The organism is Sandaracinus amylolyticus, from assembly GCF_000737325.1.
Lineage (GTDB): Bacteria > Myxococcota_A > Polyangia > Polyangiales > Sandaracinaceae > Sandaracinus > Sandaracinus amylolyticus.
On the sequence record NZ_CP011125.1, the window covers coordinates 35517 to 59479 of the forward strand.

At 72.6% G+C, this 23963-nt stretch carries 11 protein-coding genes; 9 read left to right on the forward strand and 2 right to left on the reverse strand.

Going from position 1 to position 23963, the window contains the following annotated elements:
• Positions 1-15: 15 nt before the first annotated feature.
• Positions 16-1314, forward strand: coding sequence for a DUF1688 family protein (locus DB32_RS00175; RefSeq protein ID WP_275935448.1), 1299 nt, complete (start codon positions 16-18; stop codon positions 1312-1314).
• Between the two features lie 4 nt (positions 1315-1318).
• Here DB32_RS00175 and DB32_RS00180 read toward each other — a convergent pair whose 3' ends face one another.
• Positions 1319-1615 (reverse strand): hypothetical protein, encoded by a 297-nt coding sequence (locus DB32_RS00180; RefSeq protein WP_169791274.1) that lies wholly within the window; start codon positions 1613-1615, stop codon positions 1319-1321.
• Between the two features lie 162 nt (positions 1616-1777).
• On the reverse strand, positions 1778-3511 hold the full coding sequence (locus DB32_RS00185) for a MopE-related protein (protein WP_157068539.1): 1734 nt from the start codon (positions 3509-3511) through the stop codon (positions 1778-1780).
• Positions 3512-4004: 493 nt separating this feature from the next.
• Here DB32_RS00185 and DB32_RS00190 point away from each other — a divergent pair, with 493 nt between their 5' ends.
• The 8 genes from DB32_RS00190 to DB32_RS00225 all read left to right on the forward strand — a co-directional run bounded on the left by DB32_RS00190 (position 4005) and on the right by DB32_RS00225 (position 23925).
• On the forward strand, positions 4005-8366 hold the full coding sequence (locus tag DB32_RS00190) for a nidogen-like domain-containing protein (protein WP_053230383.1): 4362 nt from the start codon (positions 4005-4007) through the stop codon (positions 8364-8366).
• 149 nt (positions 8367-8515) lie between these two features.
• A complete protein-coding gene (locus DB32_RS00195; protein ID WP_169791275.1) occupies positions 8516-13165 on the forward strand; it encodes a myxococcus cysteine-rich repeat containing protein in 4650 nt (1549 codons plus the stop codon).
• A 275-nt stretch (positions 13166-13440) separates the two neighbouring features.
• A complete protein-coding gene (locus tag DB32_RS49335; RefSeq protein ID WP_053230385.1) occupies positions 13441-16146 on the forward strand; it encodes a collagen-like protein in 2706 nt (901 codons plus the stop codon).
• A 26-nt stretch (positions 16147-16172) separates the two neighbouring features.
• Positions 16173-17219, forward strand: a complete 1047-nt coding sequence (locus tag DB32_RS00205; protein WP_053230386.1) for an AAA family ATPase — start codon at positions 16173-16175, stop codon at positions 17217-17219.
• A gap of 1 nt (position 17220) precedes the next feature.
• A complete protein-coding gene (locus tag DB32_RS00210) occupies positions 17221-18123 on the forward strand; it encodes a DUF58 domain-containing protein (RefSeq protein WP_053230387.1) in 903 nt (300 codons plus the stop codon).
• Positions 18120-19925: a vWA domain-containing protein gene (locus DB32_RS00215; RefSeq protein WP_053230388.1), complete on the forward strand. Its 1806-nt coding sequence runs from the start codon at positions 18120-18122 to the stop codon at positions 19923-19925. Before DB32_RS00210 ends, DB32_RS00215 begins: the two co-directional genes overlap by 4 nt.
• Complete coding sequence (locus tag DB32_RS00220; protein ID WP_053230389.1) at positions 19922-22495, forward strand: VWA domain-containing protein; 2574 nt, start codon at positions 19922-19924, stop codon at positions 22493-22495. The genes DB32_RS00215 and DB32_RS00220 overlap by 4 nt, the downstream gene beginning before the upstream one ends.
• A complete protein-coding gene (locus DB32_RS00225) occupies positions 22492-23925 on the forward strand; it encodes a proprotein convertase P-domain-containing protein (RefSeq protein WP_053230390.1) in 1434 nt (477 codons plus the stop codon). Before DB32_RS00220 ends, DB32_RS00225 begins: the two co-directional genes overlap by 4 nt.
• The last annotated feature ends 38 nt before the right edge of the window (positions 23926-23963 follow it).

The following is a 23963-nucleotide window of genomic DNA, read 5'->3' on the forward strand; positions in this document are numbered from 1 at the left end:
GGTGGAGGCATGGACGTGCCGCGGAGCCCGTGGGATCGTGGAGACCAGGCCGCCGAGACCCGGATGGACCGCGACAGCTCGCTGGGCGCAGAAGCGCGAGGACCGATCGACTGGCTCCGCTCGCCGGTCGCGATCCGCACGCGCTGTCGCGACGTCCTCGCCGCCGGGCTCGACGGGCGCCTCGAGCACTTCGCCGTGCGGCTCGAGCGAATGCCCGCGGTCGTGCGCCGCGTGGTGCGCATTACGCGCGCGACGCATCCCGATCTGCGGGTGCCGTATCACAGCCGCTGGAACCAGTTCCGCAGCGGCGGGGTGGATCGGGTGGCCGCGCTCGACGCGCGGATGGCGAGCCTTCCCGACGACGAGCAGGCGAGGGTGCGCTTCGACCTCGCGATCACGAGCGTGCTGCTCGACACCGCGGCGGGGCCGCGTTGGTCGTACCTCGAGCGCGAGACCGGGCTGCGCTTCGAGCGCAGCGAAGGGCTCGCGGTCGCGAGCCTGCGGATGTTCGAGGACGGACTCTTCAGCGCCGAGTCGGGCGCGCTGCGCGCCGACGCCGACGGGCTCGACGCGCTCGAGGCGCGCGACGTCGCGGGCGGATTCCAGGCGAGCCTGCGCAACCCGCTGCTCGGCTTCGATGGACGACTCGAGCTCCTGACGCGGCTGGGATCGGCGCTGCGCGCGGCGCCGCACCTGTTCGGCGCGGAGCGCCCGCGCCTCGGCGCCCTCTTCGATCACTTGAGCGCCAGGACGCACGGCCGCGTGATCCCGGCGCGACGCGTGCTCGCCGCGGTGCTCGAGGGGCTCGGCCCGATCTGGCCGGGGCGCATCGAGCTCTTCGGCGTGAACCTCGGCGACGTGTGGCGGCATCCCGCGGCGGGCGGAGGCTCGCCGACCCAGGGGCTCGTGCCGTTCCACGCGCTCTCGCAGCAGGTCGTGTACTCGCTGATCGAGCCGCTCGAGCGCGCCGGGCTCCGCGTCGAAGGGCTCGACGAGCTCACCGGCCTCGGCGAGTCGCGCAACGGCGGGCTCTTCGTCGACGAGGGCGTGCTCGTGCCGCGCCACGACGACGTGCTCCAGCGGACGCACGCGCCGAGCAGCGAGGTGGTCGTCGAGTGGCGCGCGCTGACGGTCGCGCTGCTCGATCACGTCGCCGAGGACGTGCGCAGCGCGCTCCAGCTCGGCCCCGAGCAGCTCCCGATGTGCAAGGTGCTCGAGGGCGGCACCTGGTACGCGGGGCGCGAGGTCGCGCGCGAGCTGCGTCCGGATGGTGCGCCGCCGATCCGCGTCGAGACCGACGGCACCGTTCTCTAGGCGCTCACTGTCGCGCGCGCATCATCGTGCCGCCGCGCTCGCCGTCGAGCTCGAGCGAGCACGTCCGGCAGACGGGCTTCTCCTTCGCGAGCCGGTGCAGCGGACTGCCCGCGAGGATGATCGCCATCATCGTCGGGATCATCACGCAGTAGTCCGACGCCATGAACGGGAAGAGCACGACGAGCAGCCCCATCATCGCGTACCAGCCGACGAGCGCGGGCTTCCATCCGCGCCAAGGAACGATCACGTCGACCACGTGATCACATCGGCGGCAATACATCGAGCACGCGTGAGGGTTCATGGAGGCGCTCCCGTGGTTGGGCTCAGCGCGCCCGGCGCTCAAGTCCCCGCCACCCGAGATTCTGCACGAACACGTGCGGGATCGCCTCCACGTCGCGTCGAGCAATTCGCTGGTCGGCGCGTGTGCGAGCCCCGGCTCGGCGCACCTCCGCCGGCGCCGGCGTCAGCGGGTCGCGCCGGGCAGCACCGCGAGCACCGCTCGGGCGCGATCCGCGAACGTTCCGTCCCCGAGCTGCCCGCGATCGTTGCCGCCCCAGCACCACACCTCGCGGTCGGTCCTCACGCACGCGTGGTGGCCGCCGACCGCGAGCTCGCGAAGCCCGACCGGCAGTCCGACGACGCCCGCGGGGGTCGCGTGATCGTTGCCCATGATCGTCCCGCGACCGAGCTGCCCGCGCGAGTCGTTGCCCCAGCATCGCGCCCAGTCCACGCCGCGCGCGCATCCGTGCTGGCGCCCGCCCGCGATCTGCGCGGCACCATCGAGGCCCGACAGCGTGATCGGCCGCGGGCTCTCCGCGATCCCGGTGCGCGCGAGCTGCAGGTCCTCGTTGTCGCCCCAGCCCCAGATCCCGCCGTCGTCGGCGATCGCATACCAGCCGTACGCGTACCGCTCGACCGACTCTGCCGCGAACGACTCGGCGAGCGGCGCAGGCGCGCCGCGATCGTCGAGCGGCCATCCATCCCCGAGCCGCCCCGCGACGTCCTGCCCCCAGCACATCACGCGACCGCTGCCCTCGATCACGCACGTCGACTCGTTGCCGCCCGCGACCGCGCGCGGCGCGCTCACGCCCCCGATCCGCACCGGCGACGAGCGGCTCAGCAGCGCGCCGGTGCCGCGATCGAAGTCGACCTGGCTGCCCCAGCACCAGATCTCGCCGCCGCTCGTGCGCGCGCACGAGTGCTCGTACCCGATGCCGAGCTCGACCACCGCGTCGATCGGCACCTCGACCGGCGCATCGCGGTTCGTCGTGGTCCCGTCGCCGAGCTCGCCGCGCGCGTTCCATCCCCAGCACCGCACGCGCCCGTCGCGACCGAGCACGCACGCGTGGCGCTCGCCGACGCCGAGCTCGATCGCGTCCTCGATGCCCGCGACCTCCGTCGCGCGCGCGCGATCGGTGCGCGAGGAGTCGCCGAGCTGACCCGTCTCGTTCGCGCCCCAGCACGCGACGCGACCGCTCCGCCGCAGCGCGCACGAGTGCACCTCGCCGAGCCCGATCTGCACCGCGGGATCGCCGCAGCTGCCGCGCAAACACGCGACGCCCTCGTCGCACGCGTTGCCGCAGACCCCGCAGTGCTCGGGGCTCGCGTCGAGATCGATCCCCTCGTCGATCATCCCGTCGCAGTCCTGGTCGATCCCGTCGCACGTCTCCGCCGCGCCGGGGTCGCCCACGCACGCGTCGGGGCTCGTCCCCGCATCGTCGCGCGCGAACACGCGCACGAACGGCGGCAGCTGCGACGGGTCGACGAAGACGTCGACGCACTCCCCCTCGGAGCACGTCGCGTTCTCGCCGCACGTCACCGACGCGCACGCGCGCTCGAGCCGCACGACGAGCTCGAGCGAGCGATCGTGCTCGAACTCGGTGCGGATCACCCGCTCGACCACGGTGTTCCCGCGGCGCGACGCGACCACGCGGATGTGCACCGGCGACAAGCGCGTGGTCCCCGGCGTGATCCCCAGCGTGAACGGCGGCTCCGGCGACTCCGGCGTGCCCAACGTCGCGCCGGCGCGGACGCGCTCGCCGCTCGGCCCGAGCACGTGCACGTCGATCCGATCGATCTCGCTCGGCGCGCGGAGATCGGACTCGACGATCAGCACGATCTGCGTGACTGGCCGCGCGCACGCGGCCGCGGTCGCGAGCAGCGCGAGCGACACGAAGGCTGCCGAGCGCAAGCGCACGGCTGACGAGCCTATCACCGCTCTCGGCCAGTCGTGCTCACGGGCGATCCCATCGTCGCCCGCGGTGCTCCGTTCGGGGTGCTTATCTGGCGCGAACGGTGACGGGTATACCCATCTCAGGGAGTCTCACGGTGGCGACAGATCCGGATTTGGCTCCCGTCCCAGTGAGGTGACTCACACGATTCGTGATCGGTTTCCGAGCGTCCCGCCAAGGCGTCAGGTCGACGTTCGCGGGCGTGCCGTTGGCCAGAATGGCAAGGCAAATGGCCCAATTGGTCCGCTCGGATCAGTTACGAAAATTTCGTCTGCGAACGTTTCCGGAGCGTAACGCAAGGAATAATTCGGCGAGAGCGTCGTACCAATCCGTTTCGTTCGGTGCTACCCCGGGCGCTTCCCGCGCGGTGAGGGTCGGCGATCGCAGCGTCCCACGTTGTATGTTCGGGACGGTTCTGTATCCGATCCACCCACCGCGGCGCAGACGGTGAGGTGATCGGTGTACCGTTTCGTCTGGACCTCCGCGATCGTAGTCGCCCTGCTCGGCAGCCCAACCGCGGCGCTCGCACAGCCGGAGCTGATCGACGACCTAGGCGGCCCGACCGGCTTCGGCACGGACTGCCTGGCGCCCAACGACGACCAGTCCTCGCCGCAGATCGACCTCTCCGCGGCGTTCCCCGGTGGGCTCGAGTTCTTCGGTCGTCGCCACACCCGCGTGTTCGTCAACACGAACGGGAACATCACGTTCAACGCGGCGCTGAGCACGTTCACGCCCGAGCCGATCCCGCTGCCCGCGACGTTCACCGGGCGCCAGCCGATGATCGCGCCGTACTGGGCGGACGTCGACATCCGCGGCGTGAGCGGTAGCTGCTCCAGCCGCTCGAACAACGGCGTGTGGTGGCACCTCAGCCCCGGCCAGCTCGTCGTGACCTGGGATCGCGTCGGCTACTACAACACGCACAACGATCTCCAGATGACGTTCCAGCTGATCGTCCGCGAGGCCCGCTACTGCGGCGTCCCGGGCGACTTCGACGTCGAGTTCCGCTTCACGCAGTGCGAGTGGGAGACCGGTGACGCGAGCGGTGGCTCGGCCGGCTTCGGCGGAACGCCCGCGCAGGTCGGCTTCGACGCGGCGAACGGCCTCGACTTCGTGACGATCCCCGGCTCGCGCACGAACGGCATCAGCCGCGTGATGTGCGATCAGTCGAACGTCGGCGTGCCCGGCGTGTGGCGCTTCGCGATCCGCCGCGGCGAGGTCGAGTGCCCCGACGCGGGCGACATCTGCACGGTGCCCGGTCAGATCGGCCAGTGCGCCGACGGCCGCACGCAGTGCGAGGGCTCGGGCATCGTCTGCGAGCCCCTCGTCGGCGCGACCGACGAGACCTGCGACTCGTACGACAACGACTGCGACGGCACGACGGACGAGGGCGAGAACACGGAGCTCTGCCCCGGCCTGCAGGTGTGTGATCGCGGCCGCTGCATCGACCCGTGCTTCGAGGGTGGCTGCTCCGACGGCTTCACCTGCACCGAGTCGGGCGTGTGCCTCGAGAACGCGTGCGAGGGCGTGACCTGCGAGACGGGTCAGCGCTGCATCGGCGGCACCTGCGGTGACGTCTGCGCGGGCGTGGTGTGCCCCGACGGACAGAGCTGCGTCGGCGGTCGCTGCGAGGACCTCTGCGAGAACATCGAGTGCGGCCAGTGCCAGATCTGCGACGCCGGCTCGTGCATCACGCGCTGCGAGGTCGCGGGCTGCGTCGAGGGTCAGGCGTGCGACGAGACCGGGCGCTGCGTCGACGAAGCGTGCCTCGGCGTCATCTGCGGGCCGAACCGCTCGTGCCGCGCCGGTCGCTGCGTGAGCTCGTGCGAGGACGTCGTCTGCCCGATGGGCCAGATGTGCGTCGACGGCGTGTGCGAGCGGACGGTGCCGATGATGCCGGACTCCGGCCCGGGCGTGGACGCGCACGTGCCGCAGCCGTTCGACGCGGGCATGCCGGACTCGGGCTCGCACGCGCCGCCCCCTCCGAGCGAAGGCTGCGGATGCGCGGTGCCCGGCGGATCGAACGGCGCGGTGCCCGCGACGTGGATGCTCGTGCTCGCGATCGGTGTGGTGCTCGCGGCGCGGCGTCGGGGTGCGAACCTGCTCCCTTTCGTCGTGGCCGGCGCGCTCGCGACGAGCGCGGCGGCGTGCACGACGCGTGACCCGGGCAGCGACCTGATGGACGAGCCCTGCGGGGACGGGATCGTCACGTTCCCGGAGCTCTGCGACGACGCCAACACCGAGGGCGGCGACGGCTGCTCGCAGCTCTGCTTCATCGAGAGCGGCTTCACGTGCACCGGCTCGCCGAGCGTGTGCACCGAGATCGGCGCCGAGGCCGAGTGCGGCAACCGCGCGATCGAGAGCGGCGAGGAGTGCGACGACGGCACCGAGAGCGTCGAGTGCGATCTCGACTGCACGCGCGCGCAGTGCGGCGACGGCGAGCTGAACCGCCGCGCGGGCGAAGAGTGCGACGACGAGAACGACGTCGCCGGCGACGGCTGCAGCGCGACGTGCATGATCGAGCCGCGCACGTGCGGCGACGGAACGTGCGACTCGGGCGAGACGTGCACGAACTGCGTGCCCGATTGCGCGGAGACCCCGGCGTGCGTCGACTGCTCGGTCGACTACGACGGCGACGGCGCGTTCGACTCGGCGTGCGGCGGCACGGACTGCAACGACACCGACCCGAACGTCCACCCGGGCGCGACCGAGGTCCCGTGCAACCGCATCGACGAGGACTGCTCGACGACGACGCTCGACGCGGTCGACGCCGACGGTGATCGCTCGTCGTGCAACTTCGACTGCGACGACAACAACGCGATGCGCTCGCCGCTCTTCCTCGAGCTGTGCGACGACGGCATCGACAACGACTGCAGCGAGCGCACGCCCGACGTGTTCGACGCGGACGGCGACGGCGCGTCGTGCGTGGACGACTGCGACGACTATCGCGCCACGACGTGCCCGGACTGCGACGAGCTCTGCAACAACACGCTCGACGACGACTGCGACCCGTCGACCCCCGATCGCTTCGACGCCGACGGTGACACGTCGAGCTGCGAGGCCGACTGCGACGACGACGATCCGCGCCGCCGTCCGGGCGGGACCGAGGTGTGCGACGGCCTCGACAACGACTGCGACGGCCTGCTCGACGGCACGAACGAAGACGACGATCGCGACGGCCACGCGGACGTGGCGTGCGGCGCGACGTGCGTCGGGCGCTGCGGCGACTGCCTCGACACCAACGCGTCGGTCCACCCGGACTCGCGCGAGGTCTGCGGCAACGTGATCGACGACGACTGCGACGCGGCGTCGCTCGACGACGTGGTCGACAACGACGGCGACGGCTCGTTCTGCGATCTCGACTGCAACGACGCGGACTCGACGCTGGTGCCGAACAACGCGGGCGTGTGCGGCACGCCGTTCGGCTACGTGCAGACCTTCGAGACCGACGCGGGCGGCTGGACCGGCACCGGCAGCTGGGCGCGTGGCCGTCCGACGAAGGACTTCATCACGCGCGCCGGCGAGGGCGACAACGCGTGGGTCACGGGGCTGACCTCGGACTACGCGGACAACGAGACCTCGTACCTCACGTCGCCGGTGATCGACATGCGCGCGGCGACGACGGACGTCGTGCTCTCGTTCGCGCACATCTTCGAGACCGAGTCGTGCTGCGACCGCGGGTGGCTCGAGCTCTCGCTCAACGGCGGCTCGACCTGGACGAAGGTCGGCCGCTTCGGGCAGGGCACCAACTGGTACAACGACGAAGACGATCAGGCGTGGGGGGGCACCAGCGGCCCGTCCGGCACCTGGCGTCGCGCGTCGATCACGCTCCCGGGCACCGCGGGCCAGGCCAACGTGCGCCTGCGGTTCTACTTCGACTCGGACGGCAGCAGCGTCCGCGACGGCTTCGGTGTCGACGACGTCCGCATGGGCGATCAGCTGCCGGACCTGACGGTCGCGGCGGTGGGCGTCGGCGCGGCGAACGCGTGCGCGGGCCTCGACACGCCGGTGACCGCGTCGGTGCGCAACACCGGCACGACGACGATCGGCTCGTACGATCTCTCGTACGCGATCGACGGTGCGGCGCCGGTGACGGAGCGCATCACGCGCACGCTGCGTCCCGGCGAGACGTACGAGCACACGTTCGCCACGACCGCGGTGCTCGCCGCGGGCACGCGCAGCGTGCGGGTCACGGTCGCGCTGGCCGGCGACGTCGCGTCCGGGAACGACGCGCGTACGGGCTCGGTCGTGATCTCGCCGGTGATCGCGATCGCGTCGGGCTCGCCGTACCTCGAGGGCTTCGAGACCGGCGCCGGTGGCTGGGAGGCGAGCGGCACCGCGAGCTCGTGGGCGCGCATCCAGCCGATGCCGGCACCGATGGGCATGCCGGCGCGCTTCATCGATCGCGCGGGTGCAGGCACGTACGCGTGGACGACGAACCCTGCGTACAACAACAACGAGCGCAGCTACCTGACGTCGCCGTGCTTCGACGTGTCGGGGCTGACCGCCGATCCGACGATCTCGTTCAGCCACATCTACACCCTGCGCTCGGGCCACCAGGATCACACCTGGCTCGAGGTCTCGCGCGACGGGGCGGCGTGGGAGAAGCTCGGCGCCGTCGGTGAGGGCACGAACTGGTACGACGCCGGCAGCGCGGACGTGTGGCGCGGCTCGAGCGGCAACGCGGGGGTCTGGCGGACCGCGTCGCACGTGCTCGACGGCGTGGCGGGATCCGCCGTGATCCGTCTCCGCTTCGTGCTCTCGTCGGATGGTGGCGGGACGAGCGACGGCGTCGGGGTCGACGCGGTCTCGCTGGCCCCGTGATCGCGCGTGGGCTCGCGCATCGTACGGCTTCTCGCTCGCGCGTCGTGACGGACGCGCGGGCGAGTCGCCGCGCTTCGGTGTTCCTGGGTTTCTCGGGTAGTTGGAAGGGAACTCCGGCAGAGCCGGAGCGGAGGTGACGGATGGTTTCGATGCGACGATGGCTCGCAATCGGCTGTCTGCTCGCGTGCACCGCAGCGCTGAGCGCGTGCGGTGACGACGACGGGGGCGGCACGGATGGGGGCACGACGGACGGCGGCCGCGACGGCGGCGGCCAGAGAGACGACGGCGGCGGGGTCGATCCGTGCGTCGGACGCGATCTCTGCGACACCGCGGGCACGAGCTGCGACGGCGAGACGCTCGTGACGTGCGCGGCGGACGTGGACGGCTGCTTGGTCGAGTCGCGCAACTCGTGCCCGATCGAGGGCCAGATCTGCGACGCGACCGGCGGTAGCGCGACGTGCGTCGATCCGTGCTCGCTCCTTCCGGAAGAGGTGCGCTGCGAGACCGACGGCGCGCGTGCGTGCGACGGTGAGCGCCTCGAGGTCTGCGGCGCCGACGCGAACGGCTGTCTCGTGCTCACGACGACGCAGTGCGACGAGGTCGCGACCGACGGCTTCTGCAACGAGGCAGGCGGTCCGAGCGGCGACATGGCTGCGTGCGACGTCCCCGGCGATCCTTGTGAGGGCGTCACGCAGTGCGCCGCGCCTTCGCGCGCGTGCAGCACCGACAACACGTCGCTGGTCGTCTGCGCGGCGAACGAGATGGGCTGCCTCGTCGAGACGACGACGCCGTGCGGAGCGCCCGACGTGTGCGACGCGACCGACCCCACGATGGTCGCGTGCGTCACGCCGCGCGGTGCGAACAACACCTGCGCGACGGCGGAGTCGATCAGCGCGACCCGCACGATCCAGGACGAGGACATCGTGCTCGGCGGCACGCCGCCGCCGAGCGGCGACACCTGCGACGCAGACGGCGACGAGCACACGCTCTACTACGAGCTGACGATCCCGGCGCTCACGAAGGTCGACGTCGCGGTCTCGCCGGACGCGGAAGAGACCGATCTCGTGCTCCTCGTGCTCGACTCGTGCAGCGCGGCCGACTGCAGCCTGCGCAACGATGACGACCCCGAGGTCGCGACGCTCGTCAACGGCGAGACGACTGCGGTCACGCGCATCGTCGCGGTGCACGGCTACGCGGCGGACGAGACCGGCACGTACGACATCTCGTTCACCTACGCCGCGCTCGCACCGAACGGCGCGTGCCCGGCCGCGACGCCGGTCACCGGCACCGCGTCGTTCTCGATCGACACGACGCTCGGCGGGCTGCGCCCGCCCGGCTCGAGCTGCAGCGGCCAGGACGGCTTGGGCGCGATGTACTACGCCGTCACGGTCCCGCCGGGGGGCATCGTCGACGTCGTGACGTCGAACTCGTCGCTCGATCGCGTGCTGTCCGTCCTCGACTCCTGCGCTGCGACGAACTGCTCGTTCTCGACCGACTCGGCCCCCGAGCGCACGCGCCTGGTCAACCGCGGCACCGAGGCGATGACGCAGATCGTGACGGTCCACCCGTACTACGACGACGAGAACGGGATGCTGGACCTCGCGTTCAACTACCCGTCGCTCGCGCCCAACTCCAGCTGCGCGATGCCGCAGGCGATCACCGGCGACACGATGCTCGCCGGCCAGGACCTCGCCACCGGTGGGCCGCGCCCGACCGGAACGGGGTGCGAAGCGGGCAGCGACTCCGCGCTGTACTACGCGGTGCAGATCCCGCCGATGACGGTCGCGCAGCTCGTCGCGACGCCCGCCTCGGGCACCGACATCGCGATGGTCCAGCAGGACACGTGCGGCGGCACCTCGGCATGCGTCTCGGCGACTGACAGCGCGCCGGAGACGCTCCGCCTCGCGAACGCGACGGCCGCGATGGTCACGCGCTACGTGGCGGTCCACGGGTCGACCACGTCGACGCTGACCGGCACGTTCTCGCTCGCGGCGACCTTCCAGCCGCTCGCGCCGAACGCCTCGTGCGCCTCGGCCGAGCCGGTCGACTCCACGACGGGCACGCTCCGTGGTGAGTCGACGACGCTCGGCGGCCCGCGCCCCGCGGGCGAGGGCTGCGCGACGAACACCGGCGGCAGCGGCACGCTCTACTACTCCGTCACGGTCGACCCGGGCTCCGCGGTCGATGTCGTCACCTCGACGGGCGCGAGCTTCGATCGCGTGATGGTCATCAAGGACGCGTGCGACGCGACTGCGTGCACCTACCACACGGACGCGGATCCCGAGGCGGGTCGCATCGTGAACACGACGTCGGCGCCGATCACGCGCATCGTCGCGGTGCATCCGTACTCGACCGCGAGCGGCACGTACGACATCGCGTTCAACTACACCGATCTCGCCGACAACGCTGCGTGCGCGGCGGCCACGCCGATCACCGAGGGAAGCCCTGCGCTGACGGGTCAGAGCCTGGCCGGCGGTGGACCGCGCCCGGTGGGCACGGGCTGCAGCACGAGCGGCGACAGCCGAACGCTCTACTACACCGTGACCATCCCCTCGATGCGCGCGGTCGACGTGGTCGCGACGCCGACCAGCGGTGACATCGTGCTGCTCACGCAGGACAGCTGCGGCGCGGCGGCCTGCTCGTCGCGCAGTGACTCGGGCTCGCCCGAGCGCGCGCGACTGGTCAACACGAGCGCGAGCGCAGTGACGCGGCTCGTCTCGGTGCACGGCACGTCGGCGAGCGCGGCTGCGCCGGTGTTCAACATCGCGTTCAACTACGCGACGATCGCACCCAACTCGATCTGCAGCGGCGCTGAGGTGGTGTCGGGTGATCGCGTGATCGCCGGCGACCTCGCTCTCGGTGGCCCGCGCCCGACCGGCACGAGCTGCGGCTCGGCGACCGGCAACAGCGCGCTCTACTACACCGTGACCGTGCCGGCGAACAGCGCGGTCGACGTCACCGCCACGCCCGCGGCGAGCCTCAACATCGCGCTCACGGCGCAGGAGTCCTGCACCGCGACCTCGTGCGCTTCGGCAATCGATGCGGCCAGCGCGGGGAACCCCGAGCGCACGACGCTCCTGAACGCGACGGGCGCCGCGATCACCCGCAGCATCGCGGTGTTCGGCTCGACTGCGTCGAGCACCGGCACGTTCTCGATCCAGTTCGACGAGCGCCCCATCGCCTGCGGCGACGGACGCATCGAGGGCCCCGAGGCGTGTGACGACAACAACACCGGGAGCACCGACGGCTGCTCGTCGACCTGCGAGGTGGAGCCGAACTTCATCTGCACGGGTACGCCGTCGACGTGTCGCGCGGTGGCGCCGAACGCGTTCTGCGCAGGTGCGACGGCGGTCACGGCGGACATCTCGCTCAGTGGTGAGAACCCGCTGATGGGCGGACCGGCGCCGACGGGCGCGGGCTGCTCGATCGGGACCACGCCCGGCACGGGCCGTGCGCTCTACTACGCCGTCACCATCCCGCCGCAGACGCGCGTCGAGGTGACGACCACGGGCACGCTCGATCGCGTGCTCATCACGCAGGACGCGTGCAACGTGGCCTGTACGTCGACCACGGACTCGAGCCCCGAGCGCGCGACGCTGCGCAACAACACGAGCGCGCCGATCACGCGCATCGTCGTGATCCACCCCTACAGCAGCGCCACGAGCGCGTGGGGTGTGGCGTTCGCGTACCACCCGTACGCGTGCGGCGACGGGCGCACCGAGGGCGCGGAGACGTGCGACGACGGCAACACGACGGCCGGCGACGGCTGCGCTGCGTGCGCCGCCGAGGCCGGCTACGCATGTGTCGGCAGTCCTTCGACGTGCATCAGCGGGGCGCCGGCGAACGCGTACTGCGCGGCCGCCGAGCCGATCGCCGGACCGGGCCCGGTCACGCTGACCGGTGAGAGCACGGCGGCGGGTGGCCCCCGCCCGACCGGCGCGAACTGCGGCAGCGGGAGCGACGTTGCCCGCACGCTGTACTACGCGGTCACGATCCCGGCGGCGCAGCAGGTGACTGCGACGGCGTCGAGCGTGACCGGCAACGTGGTGCTGTTCTCGCAGACCGACTGCGCGGAGACGTCATGCCTCGGTTCGAGCGACACGCCGGATCGAATCAACGTCGTCAACGCGACGGGCGCGTCGCTCACGCGGATCATCGGCGTGCGTAGCTCGAGCACGACCGCCGCGACGTACAACCTGACGTTCACGTTCACCCCGTCGTTCGTCGCGATCCCGGGTGCGTGCGTCGACGCCAGCGCAGGGACGGTGCTCGCGGTGTCGGGCGACTCGGACGCGTCGCCGACCGCGACGCTGCCGATCCCGTTCACGTTCTTCGGCACCGCGATGACGCACTGGGCGGCGAGCAGCAACGGCTTGCTCCAGATCGCGTCGAGCACGTTCAGCGGGTACGAGTTCAGCGGGAGCGACACGATCCCCGACACTGACGCGCCGAATGGTTACATCTCGCCCTTCTGGGACGACCTCGTGGTCAGCGCGCCCGGCTCGGTGCGCTGGCTCGTGACCGGCGCCGATGGGTCGCGGCGCTTCGTGGTCGAGTGGAACCAGGTGGAGATCTGGAACCAGACCGGCCGCCTCACGTTCCAGGCGCACCTCCTCGAGGGCTCGAACGCGATCGAGCTCCACTACTGCTCGAGCACCAGCACCAGCGGGCGCTTCCTCGGCAACAGCGCGACGATCGGCATCGAGAACTCGACCGGGACCGACGGCGTGCTGCTCTCGTTCGACACGGCGGGGGCGGCGACGCCGGGCAACGGGTTCCGGTTCACGCCGCTCCCCTGAGCACGACGCGAGGCGCGCTCCGCGCGCGCCGATGATCCGATGTGAGGCCCCCGTCGCGTGAGCGGCGGGGGCCTCCGCGTTCGGGGGGGATGAGGGGCGGCGGGCCGCGCGGGGGCGTAAGCTCCTCGTGGTGCCGCCGTCGCGCCGTCACGGAACCCGCTCTCGTCGCCACGTGGACGCGGGGGGCTCTCGCTCCGGAAGTGAAATCGATCCCCGGCCGTCTCGTCGGACGCGGGCTCGATCGATCCAAGGGGCGATGGGCCGGGAACGATCGGATGGATCGATCGTCTGAGCCGGACGGAGGCGCGGTGGGCGACGAGCGGCGAGAAGGAGAAGAGGCGTCGGGCGAGCGGGACACGACGCCCGCGCGCCTCGCCGAAGACACCGTCTCCGCGCCGGACGGGGTCGACGGTCCGGCGCTTCCCGTCGCGATCGAGCGCGAGGTGCAGCGCATCCGCGCGCGCGTGCTGCGCTTTCTGGTGCTCGACGGTGCGCTCTCGGGCGTGGCGGCGGGAGTCGCGATCGGGGCCCCGGCGGCGCTGGTGCTCGACGTCGCGGGCTGGCCGGTCGCGCCGGCGCTCGGCGTCGCGGGCATCGCGGCGCTGACCGTGAGCGTGGTCGAGGTCCGGCGGCGCCTGCTCGACCGGGTGCGCGCCGCGATGGTGCTCGACCGGCTGCTCGACGCGAAGGATCGGTTCGCCAGCGCGGTGTCGTTCGCGAGCGCCGGTGAGCTGCCCGCGCTGCATCGGCTGCAGATCCGCGAGGCGGCGGAGTTCCTCGCCGAGCGCGGCCCGGTGCCCGATGCGCCGCGGCCGCGGCTCCGTTCGGCGCGCTGGATGGTCGCGGCCGTGACGGCAGTCGCGATCGCGGTTCCGCTGCGCGTGGCGTGGCCGTCGTTCGTCGCGTGGGCGCGCGAGGCGATCGGCGAGGACGAGACGCCGCGCAGCGCGGAGGAGATCGCGGACGCCGCCGAGGCGCTGCGTCGCGAGCTGGAGCGCGATCCGGCGCGCCGCGTCGATCAGGAGATCAACGAGCTCGAGCACGCGCTCGAGCGCGAGCGCGAGCGGGTGCAGCGGAGCCGCGCGGAGGCGCTGGAGCGCGCGGCCGAGGCGATCGAGCGCGCGATGGGCATCGCGCCGCAGGCCGACCCGCAGAGCACCGAGGGCGCGGGCGAAGCGGGCGAGAGCGAGAGCGCGCCGACGGTGGAGTCGGTCGAGGGCGCGCCGCCGGAGCTCGCGTCGGAGCGACTGCGCGAGGCGTGGGAAGAAGCGCAGCGCGCGCGCGACGCGTGGCGCGAGGCGGCGATGCGCCCGGGCACTCCGCCCGAAGAGGTCGCGCGGCTGCAGACCGAAGCGCAGCGCGCGCAGATGGAGGCGCTCCGCATGGCCGAGCAGGAGCGCGGCTGGCGCGAGGCGCAGGCGCAGCAAGAGGGCGGCGCGCCGGACGAGGGCGACGGTTCGCCGGACGAGAGCGAGAGCGCGAGGCCGGGCGACGAGGGGGAGCAGCTCGCGCGCGCGATCGATCGGCTCGACCGCGCGATCGGGTCCATGGATCGCACCGACCAGGACAGCGGCGTGCCGGGGCCCGAGGTCGGTCAGGGGCTCGAGCGCGCATCGGGCGAGATCGGCGAGCACACGCCCGAGACCGCGCAGGCGCTCGCGGATGCCGCCGCGGCGCGCGAGCGTGGCGACGCGCAGGCGATGGATCGCGCGCTCGAGCGTGCGCGAGAGTCGCTACGTCGCGAAGCGGGCCGTGAGACGCGCGAGCTCGCGGAAGCGCGCGAGCGGCTGTCGCGGTTGCACGACCAGATGGCGGAGCGAGCGGGCGAGAGCGCGCGCGAGCAACTGGCGCAAGCGGGCCAAGAGGGTCAATCGGGGCAAGAGGGCCAGTCTGGCTCGGAGGGTCAGTCCGGCGAATCCGGCGAAGCGGGGCAGTCTGGGGAATCCGGACAATCGGGCGAAGCGGGGCAGTCCGGGGAATCCGGGCAATCCGGGGAAACGGGGCAGTCGGGGGAAGCGGGGCAGTCTGGGGAATCCGGGCAGTCCGGGGAAGCGGGGCAGTCGGGGGAAGCGGGGCAGTCTGGGGAATCCGGGCAGTCCGGGGAAGCGGGGCAGTCCGGGGAATCCGGGCAATCGGGCCAGGCGGGCCGATCGGGTCAGTCGGGCCAATCGGGTCAGTCGGGCCAATCGGGTCAGTCGGGCCAATCGGGTCAGTCGGGCCAATCGGGCCAGGGCCAATCGGGTCAGTCGGGCCAAGCGGGTCAGTCGGGCCAAGCTGGGCAATCCGGTCAACAAGGCCAAGGTCAGGGCGAGGGTCAGGGACAAGGCCAAGGTCAGGGCGAGGGTCAGGGACAAGGCCAAGGTCAGGGCGAGGGTCAGGGACAAGGCCAAGGTCAGGGCGAGGGTCAGGGACAAGGCCAAGGTCAGGGCGAGGGTCAGGGGCAAGGGCAGGGTCAGGGGCAAGGCCAGGGTCAGGGCGAGGGTCAGGGGCAAGGCCAGGGTCAGGGCGAGGGTCAGGGGCAAGGCCAAGGTCAGGGCGAGGGCCAAGGTCAGGGCGAGGGCCAAGGTCAGGGCCAAGGCGGCGACGGCCAGGGCGGTGCGAGTCAGCCCACGCACGGCTGGGGCAGCGGCGCTGCGGGTGATCCCGGTCTCGCCGCGGCGCAGGCTGCAGGCGCTTCGTCCGAGGGCGTCCAGGTCGATCCCGGCACCGACCCCGCGCAGTCCGCCGAGCTCGGCGCGCAGCCCGATCCGATGGGCCTGCTCCCCGGCGCGTCGCGCCTCCCGGGACGCGGCGGCATGCGCATGGACGCGGTGACCGGCGGCGCCGCGGGCGAGGGCTCGGGCGTCGTCGGTGGCTCGAGCGGCGACGCGCCGCGCGTCGGCGGCGGCACGCGCGTGCCCGGCTCGCTGCGCGCGTACGTCCAACGGTATCTCCGCGCGCTCCAAGAGGGCGGCGGCGAGCAGGAGAGCGGTCCGCGCTGAGCGCGCGCGACCTGCGGAGGAGATCGATGTCCGAGGCGACCAAGCAGATCCACGTCCTCAACCCGTTCGAGCACGTGCGCGCGCTCTGTCAGCGCATCACGCGACAGGTCGCGGAGCGCGTGGTCGGACAGGAAGAGGCGGTCGAGTGCGTCACCGCGGGCCTCCTGCTCGGCGGGCACGTGCTGATGGAGGGCGTGCCCGGCGTCGGGAAGACGCTCCTCGCGCGCACGCTCGCCGACGTCGTGCACCTCAAGTTCCACCGCGTGCAGTTCACGCCGGACCTGATGCCCGCCGACGTGCTCGGCACGTACATGGTGCAGACCGGCCCCGATGGTCGCCCCGTCATGGCGCTCCAGCCGGGCCCGCTCTTCTCGAACATCGTGCTCGCCGACGAGATCAACCGCGCGTCGCCGAAGACGCAGAGCGCGCTCCTCGAGGCGATGCAGGAGCGCCAGGTCTCGCTCGGCTCGAGCACGCACGCGCTGCCCTCGCCGTTCTTCGTCGTCGCGACGCAGAACCCGATCGACAACGAGGGCACGTACCCGCTCCCCGAGGCGCAGCTCGACCGCTTCCTGATGAAGGTGATGGTCCGCTTCCCCACCGAGGACGAGGTCATGAACATCGTCGCGCGCACCGCGGGCGGCGCCGAAGCCGCGGTGCAGCGCGTCGCCGACGCCGAGACGATCCTCGCCGCCGGCAAGACGATCCGCACGATGCCGGTCGCCGATCACGTCGCGCGCTACGCGGTGCGCCTCGTGTTCGCGACGCACCCCGACCACAAGAGCGCGCCCGCGTGCAACCGGCGCTACGTGAAGGCGGGCGCGTCGCCGCGCGCCGCGCAGAGCGTGCTTGCGGTCGCGAAGTTCTTCGCGCTGCTCGACGGGCGCCTCAACGTCGCGATCGACGACGTGAAGCGCGCCGCGTACCCGTGCCTGCGCCACCGCATCCTCCTCAACTTCGACGCGATCGCGGACGAGGCGACGACGGACTCGCTCATCCACCAGACGCTGATCGAGCTCGATCGCACGAAGGACGACGGCGGCGCGGCGAAGGCGCCCGCGAAGAAGAAGTGAATTGAAGCTCCTCGATCACGCGGCGCGACGACTGCTCGATCGCCTCCAGCTCGCGGTGCGTCCGGGATCCACCGCGACGCGGCAGGGCGGGCACAAGTCGCCCGTGCTCGCGAGCGGCGTGGAGTTCGCCGATCACCGCCAGTACGTGCCGGGCGACGACGTGCGGCACATCGACTGGAAGGCGTTCGCGCGCCACGGGCAGCTCACGATCCGCCAGTTCGAGGAAGAGCGCGACGCACGCGTCTACGTGATGCTCGATCTCTCGGGCTCGATGTCGCGCGGCGCGCCGGTCGCGAAGCTCGACATGGCCAAGCGCCTCGCCGCGTCGTTCGCGTACGTCGGGATGAGGCAGTTCGATCGCGCGCTGGTCATGCCGTTCGGCGACGACCTCGAGCGCGAGACGCGCCCGCTGCGCACCGCCGCCGATCTGCCCGAGGTCGATCGGTTCCTCACCGAGTGCGGCGCGGGCGGGCCCACGTCGTTCGCGCAGGCGGTGCGCTCGCTCGCCGAGCGCTTCCCGCAGCGCGGGCTCGTCGTCGTGATCACCGACCTGATGAAGCCGGAGGGATGGGACGCGGGGTTCCGCACCATCGGTGCGCTCGGCCACGAGCTGCGCGTCGTGCACGTGCGCTGCCCCGAAGATCTCGCGCCGGACTTCCAGGGCGAGCTCGAGCTCTTCGACGTCGAAGATCAGCGCACGGTGCGGCTGCGCGTCTCGCGCGATCTGCTCGACGCGTATCGCAAGGAGATCGAGAAGCACGTCACGTCGTGTCGCGACTCGGCGCGCCGCGCGGGCGGGCGCTTCGTCGACGTGCCGATCGAGATGCCGCTCGAGACGGCGCTGCGCCGCGCGTTCGCGGGCGGCGACGCGAAGGTCGCTGGCGGTGCGGGAGGCAAGCGTTGAGCTTCGCGGCGTTCCCGCTCTGGGCGGTGCTCGCGATGGCCGGCGCGGCCGCGGTCGCGATCGTCGCGGTGTACCTGCTGCGCCGCACGCCGCGCCCGCAGGTCGTCTCGAACGTCGAGTTCTGGATGCGCGCGATGCAGAGCGCGAAGCCGAAGCTCCTCGCGAGCTGGCGCATCCCGCTGATCGCGATGTTGATCTCGCTGCTCGCCGCGCTCGCGATGGTCGCGCTGATCGGCGATCCGCGCTTCGGCTCGGGGGTGCGCGGCACGACGGTGGTGGTGCTCGACGCGGGGCGCACGATGGACGCGGTCGGCGTCGACGGAGAGCGACGCCTCGATCGCGCGCTGCTCGAGCTGCGCCGCTGGGTCGAGCGCACGACGATCACCGGTGAGGTCGCGGTCGTGCGCGCCGGCATGCGCCCCAGCGTGCTCCTGCCGATCACCGACGACGCCGCCGACCTTCAGCGCGCGCTCACCGGTCTCGCGCTCGACGATGGACCGAGTGATCTCCCCGCCGCGATCGCGCTCGCCGACACGATCCTCGCCGAGCACGGCGCGCTCGAGGCGGGCGTCGGGCAGATCCTCGTGGTCGCTGACGAAGCGGTCGAGGTCGCGACGCGCGCGCCGACGGTCGTGCTGCCGGTCGGCACCGCGGCGCACACCGTCGCGATCACGTCGTTCTCGGCGCGTCGAGTGCCCGAGGCGGTCGGCGAGTACGCGGTGCGCTGCGAGATGAGCGCGTTCACCGCAGGCCGCGCGCGAGCGCGCGTCGTGATCCGCGACGGCGACGTGACGATCCTCGACGAGCGCGTCGAGATCGCGCCGCACACCTCCGAGGTGCTCGAGGCGGGCGGGTTCTCGAGCGCGCGCGCCGAGCTCGTCGCGGAGCTCACCGACATCGAGCTCGCGAGCGGCGAAGACGGCTTCGAAGGCGACGATCGCGCGTATGCGGTCGTCGATGCGCTCGAGGCGACGCGCGTGCTGCTCGTGAGCGACGGCGATCGTTACCTCGAAGCCGCGCTCGCCGCGCACCCCGGGCTCGACGTCGACGTGATGGCGCCCGCCGCGATCGCGGGCACGAGCACCGCCGATCTCGCGCGCTACCACGCGCTGGTGCTCGACGGAGCGACGCTCCCGTCGGGCGTCGCGCACGGCGCGCAGCTGATCTTCGCCCCGCCCGCGCGCGGCGCCATCGCCGTGGGCGACACGCTCTCGCGTCCGCGCATCACCGCGACGCTCGCGACCCACGCCGCGCTCGACGGGCTCCGCCTCGACGCCACGCGCGTGACCCGCGCGACCGCGCTCGTCGCCGAGCCCAGCGATCAAGTGCTGGTGCGCAGCGGCGGTCACGCGCTCGGGATCGCGCGACAGCTGCCGCGCGGTCGCGTCGTCGTGTTCGGCTTCGGCACCGCGGACACCGATCTCGTGCGCGACGAGGCGTTCCCGCTGCTCGTGCACTCGTCGCTGCGCTGGGTCGCCGATCGCGCCGAGGCCACGCCGCTCGCGCGTCGGGTCGGCGGCCCGCTCGTCGCGGACAGCGGGCACGCGGTGCGTGATCCCGAAGGCGAGACGATCACCAGCGGTGTGGTGCCCGAGGTCGCGCGCGCCGGGATCTGGCACGTCGGCGATCGCGCGGTCGCGTTCTCGTCGGTCGATCACGCGTCGTCGCTCGGCGCGGGCGCGACGGGCGGGCGCTTCGCGGCGCGCAGCACCTGGCCTCCGCTCGCGCTCATGATCGCGGGCGCGCTCGTCGCGCTCTTGCTGCTCGAGTGGGCGCTCTTGCATCGCGGGAGGCTCGAGTGAGCATCACCGTCGGCTGGCCGATCGCGCTGTGGGGCCTCGTCGCGGTCCCGCTGCTGCTCGTGCTCACGCTGCGCAGCAAGTTCGCGCTCTCGCGAGGGCGTCGCTGGACCGCGGCGATCCTGCGCGCGCTGGTGGTCGCGCTCGTCGTGCTCTCGGTCGCCGACGTGCGCATCGCGTGGCCCACCGAGGACCTCGCGCTCGCGACCGTGATCGACGGTTCGCCCGCGATCGCGCCCGAAGAGCGCGCCGCGCTCGAGAGCGAGCTCGGCCGCATGCACGCCGCGCATCCCGAGGTGAGCGCGCGCATCGTCGGCGCATCGCAGCCGTCGCCCAACCGGCAACGAGGCGCGCGCGAGGACGTCGCGACGCGGCTCTCCGCCGCGGTCGCGACGATGCCGCGCGATCGTGTTCGACGCGTGCTACTCGCGACCGATGGACGTGATCCCGCGGGCGATCTCCCTGCCGCGATCGACGCCGCGCGTCGGGCCGGCGTCGAGGTGTCCGTGCTCCCGATGGGCGTCTCGCCGCCGATCGACGGAGTCGCGATCGCGTCCGTCGAGACCCCGCGCTTGGTGCGCGCCGCCGAGACCCTCGACGTGGGCGCGACGATCGTCGCGTCGATGTCGCGCCACGTTCGCTTCGAGGCGCTCGTCGACGGACGCAGCGTCGCGACGACCGAGCTCGACGTGCCCGAGGGCACCTCGGAGCGCCGCATCGCCGTCGAGTTCCCCGATCAGCCGGGCATGCACGAGCTCGAGCTCGTGCTTCATGCCGGCGACGGCATTGCGCTGAACGATCGCTGGCGCTCGCTCGTCGAGGTGCTGCCCAAGCCGCGCGTTCGCATCCATCACGACGTCGATCGCCCCGAGCCCGCCCTCGCGCGCGTGCTGCGCGAGTCGGGCATGGACGTCGACGTCGTCGGCCCGCAGGCCGCGTTCACGCGTCTGTCCGACTACGACCGCTATTCGCTAGTGATCGCCGACGAGATGGAGCTCGGCGACTTCTCCGAGGAACAACAGCGCACGCTGCGTCGCTGGGTGGAAGAGCAGGGCGGTGGGCTCATCACCGTCACCGGCGCGAACGCGGTGCGCCGCACGCCGCGCGTGCTCCGCGAGATCGAGCCCATCGAGCCGCCGCCCGCGCTCCCCGAGCCGCGCCCGCTCGAGCTCGTGATCGTGATCGATCGCAGCTCGAGCATGAGCGGTCACGCGATGGAGTCGGCGCGCCGCGCCGGCGTCGCCGCGGTGCGCGCCCTGCGCGCCGACGCGATGGTCGGCGCGGTCGCGTTCTCGGGTGCCGCCGATCGTGTGCAGGCGCCCGTCCCGATGTCGCAGGCCGACACCGTGGTCGGCTTCATCCAGGGCCTGAACGCCGAGGGCGGTACCAACATCGCCGCCGCGGTCCAGGCCGCGAACCGGATCATGTCGAACGATCCGCGGTACATCCATCACGTGATCCTCGTCAGCGACGGCGAGAGCGAGCCGCAGTCGGCGATCGCCGCCGCGATCGCGCTCGCAGGGCGCGGCGTGTCGATCTCGACGATCACCATCGGGCCCTACTCGCAGCTGCTCGCGGAGATCGCGCGCATCGGGCGCGGCCGCTACCACACGACGAGCGCCGCGGGCCTCACCTCGCTCGTCGTGAGCGAGGCGATGTACCGCCAGCCGCCCGCGCACCGGCAGAGCTCGTTCCGGGCGCGCGAGCAGACGCACCTCGCGATGCTCGACGGCGTCTCGTTCGAGAGCGCGCCCGCGCTGAACGGCCACGCGCTCTCCGCGCCGAAGACCGGCGCGACCGTCGCGCTCACCGCGACCGAGGGCATGCCGCTGCTCGCGCACTGGCACCGCGGGCTCGGCCAGGTCGCGACGTTCACCAGCGCGACGAGCGGCAGCTGGGCCGATTCGTTCCGCGCGTGGCCGGGCTTCCGCACGTTCTGGTCGTCGCTCGCGCGCGGCATGCTGCGCACCCGCACCGTCGAGCCCCCGCGCGTGATCGTCGAGCGCGATCCGCTCCGCGCCGACGTACGGCATGTCACCGTCGTGTCCCCGTTTCCCGTGCTCGAGCCCGCGCCGATCGTGCGGATGTTCCGCGCGCGCGGTCCGGGCCAGACGCTCGAGCTCGCGCCGCGTGGTCCCGGCGTGTGGCAGAGCGAGGTGCCGCTCGCGATCGGCGAGCAGTTCCTCGTCGACGCGCGCCTTCCGATCGATCCCGAGCCCACCGCGGCGGCCGGTGACGAAGCGCCGTACCCCGAGTCGCTGCGCGCGTTCGGTCCCGATCGCGCCGCGCTCGATCGCCTCGCGACGATCGGCGGAGGACGCGTCGTCGACGCGCCGCTCGCGGTGCTCGAGGCGCCCGGCGAGGCGGAGGTGATGCGCCCGCTGCGCACCGCGATCCTCGCGCTCGCGCTCGTGCTCTACGTGCTCTCGTTGCTCCTCCTGCGCCTGCCCGATCGCCGCCTCGCGAGCGGGCTCTCGGTGGAGCGTCCTTCGCGCATCCCGGTGCCGGCGCGTGGTCGTCCCTCGCTGACCGACTCGCCCGCGCCCCGCCAGAACGACAAGGAGGCCGCGTGACGCGCCCGCGCATTCTTCTCTGCATCACCGCGCTGCTCGTCGCGTGCGGTGGGCCCGGTGAGCCCCGCTTCGCCGAGGTCACGATCTCGAGCGCCGCGCCGAGCGCGACGCTCTCGGGCAGCACGCGCGCCGTCGCGCCCGCGATCGAGCTGAGCCCCGGATGCCCCGGCTATCTCGACCCCGCTGCGCCCGAGCACGTCGTGCACCTCGACGACGCGACCGCGATCACGATCACCGCGCGCTCGAGCCGCGGCCCGCTCGCGCTCGCGGTCTCGGGCGGCGGCGAGGTGCGCTGCGACAGCGATGGAGGCGCCGGCCACGCGCCGCACGTCACCGTCGATCAAGCCGGGGACTACGCGGTGCACGTCGCGTCGCTGCAGCAGGCGGAAGACCTGCAGTACGAGCTCGTGATCGCGCCCGCGGGCAGCGACCCCGCGAGCGCGCCGCCCGCGCCCGGCAGCGAGCGTCAGGCGGTCAGCGTGACGGTCACCAGCGATCCTCCCGGCGCGACGGTGCGCACGACCGAGGGCGAGGTGCTCGGCACCACGCCCGCGATGTTCGTCCTCCACGTGAGCGCGAGCGAGATCGGCAGCGAGCGCCGCTTCGTGCTCGACATGCCCGGTCGTCCGAGCACCGAGGTCAGCGGGCGCCTGATCGGCGGCGCGGTGGTGATGCACGCGACGTTGCCCGGCGGGCCCGCGCCGCAGATCGCGAGCCTCGGCGGGATCGCGTCCGCCGGCGCGACGCTGCAGGGCGACGAGCTCGTCGCGACCGCGTCGAGCGCGCAGCCGATCCGCGACTACCAGGTCGCGCGTCAGGCCGTCGACGTGAGCGCGGAGTGCACGGTTGCGCGCGCCACCGTGGACGTCGACATCCGCCACTCGTTCATCGGCGATCTGCGCGTCGTGCTCCGCGCGCCGAGCGGCACCGAGGTCACGCTGCACGACCACGGCGGCGCGGGCCGCGCGAACCTGGTGACGAGCTACGACTGGAACGCCCGCCGCGGCGCGCTGCAGCGCCTCGCGGGACAGAGCGCGCGCGGTCGCTGGACGATGGCGGTGCACGACGACGCGGGCGCCGACACCGGCACGTTCCGCTCGTTCACGCTGCGCCTCGCGTGCGTCGAGTCGGGCGCGTCGATCGGCGACCTCGGTCTCACCGGCACCGGTGGCTCGGGCGGTCGCGGTGACGGAACGATCGGCTTCGGCACGCAGACCCCGCCGCCTCCTCCGACGCGCCCGCAGGTGCGACGCGCGCGGCCGCGCGTCGCGACGCCTCCGCCGACCCAGGCCCCGGTGCTCGATCCGTGGCGTCGTCCTCCTCCGCCGCAGCCTCCGCCTCCCCCTCAGCCGTGGCAGCAGACGCCGCCGCCGGGCTCGCGCAGCAACGGCGGCGCGGGAGGCCGCGTGATCGTCGCACCGATGGGATGACGCTCACGGAATATGTCGTGGACGAGCCTCCTCCGTGA

Coding starts and splice junctions, on each gene's coding strand:
- DB32_RS00180 (WP_169791274.1), bottom strand. CDS start 1,615: ATGAACCCTCACGCGTGCTCGATGTATTGCCGCCGATGTGATCACGTG.
- DB32_RS00205 (WP_053230386.1), top strand. CDS start 16,173: ATGTCCGAGGCGACCAAGCAGATCCACGTCCTCAACCCGTTCGAGCAC.
- DB32_RS00195 (WP_169791275.1), top strand. CDS start 8,516: ATGCGACGATGGCTCGCAATCGGCTGTCTGCTCGCGTGCACCGCAGCG.
- DB32_RS49335 (WP_053230385.1), top strand. CDS start 13,441: ATGGATCGATCGTCTGAGCCGGACGGAGGCGCGGTGGGCGACGAGCGG.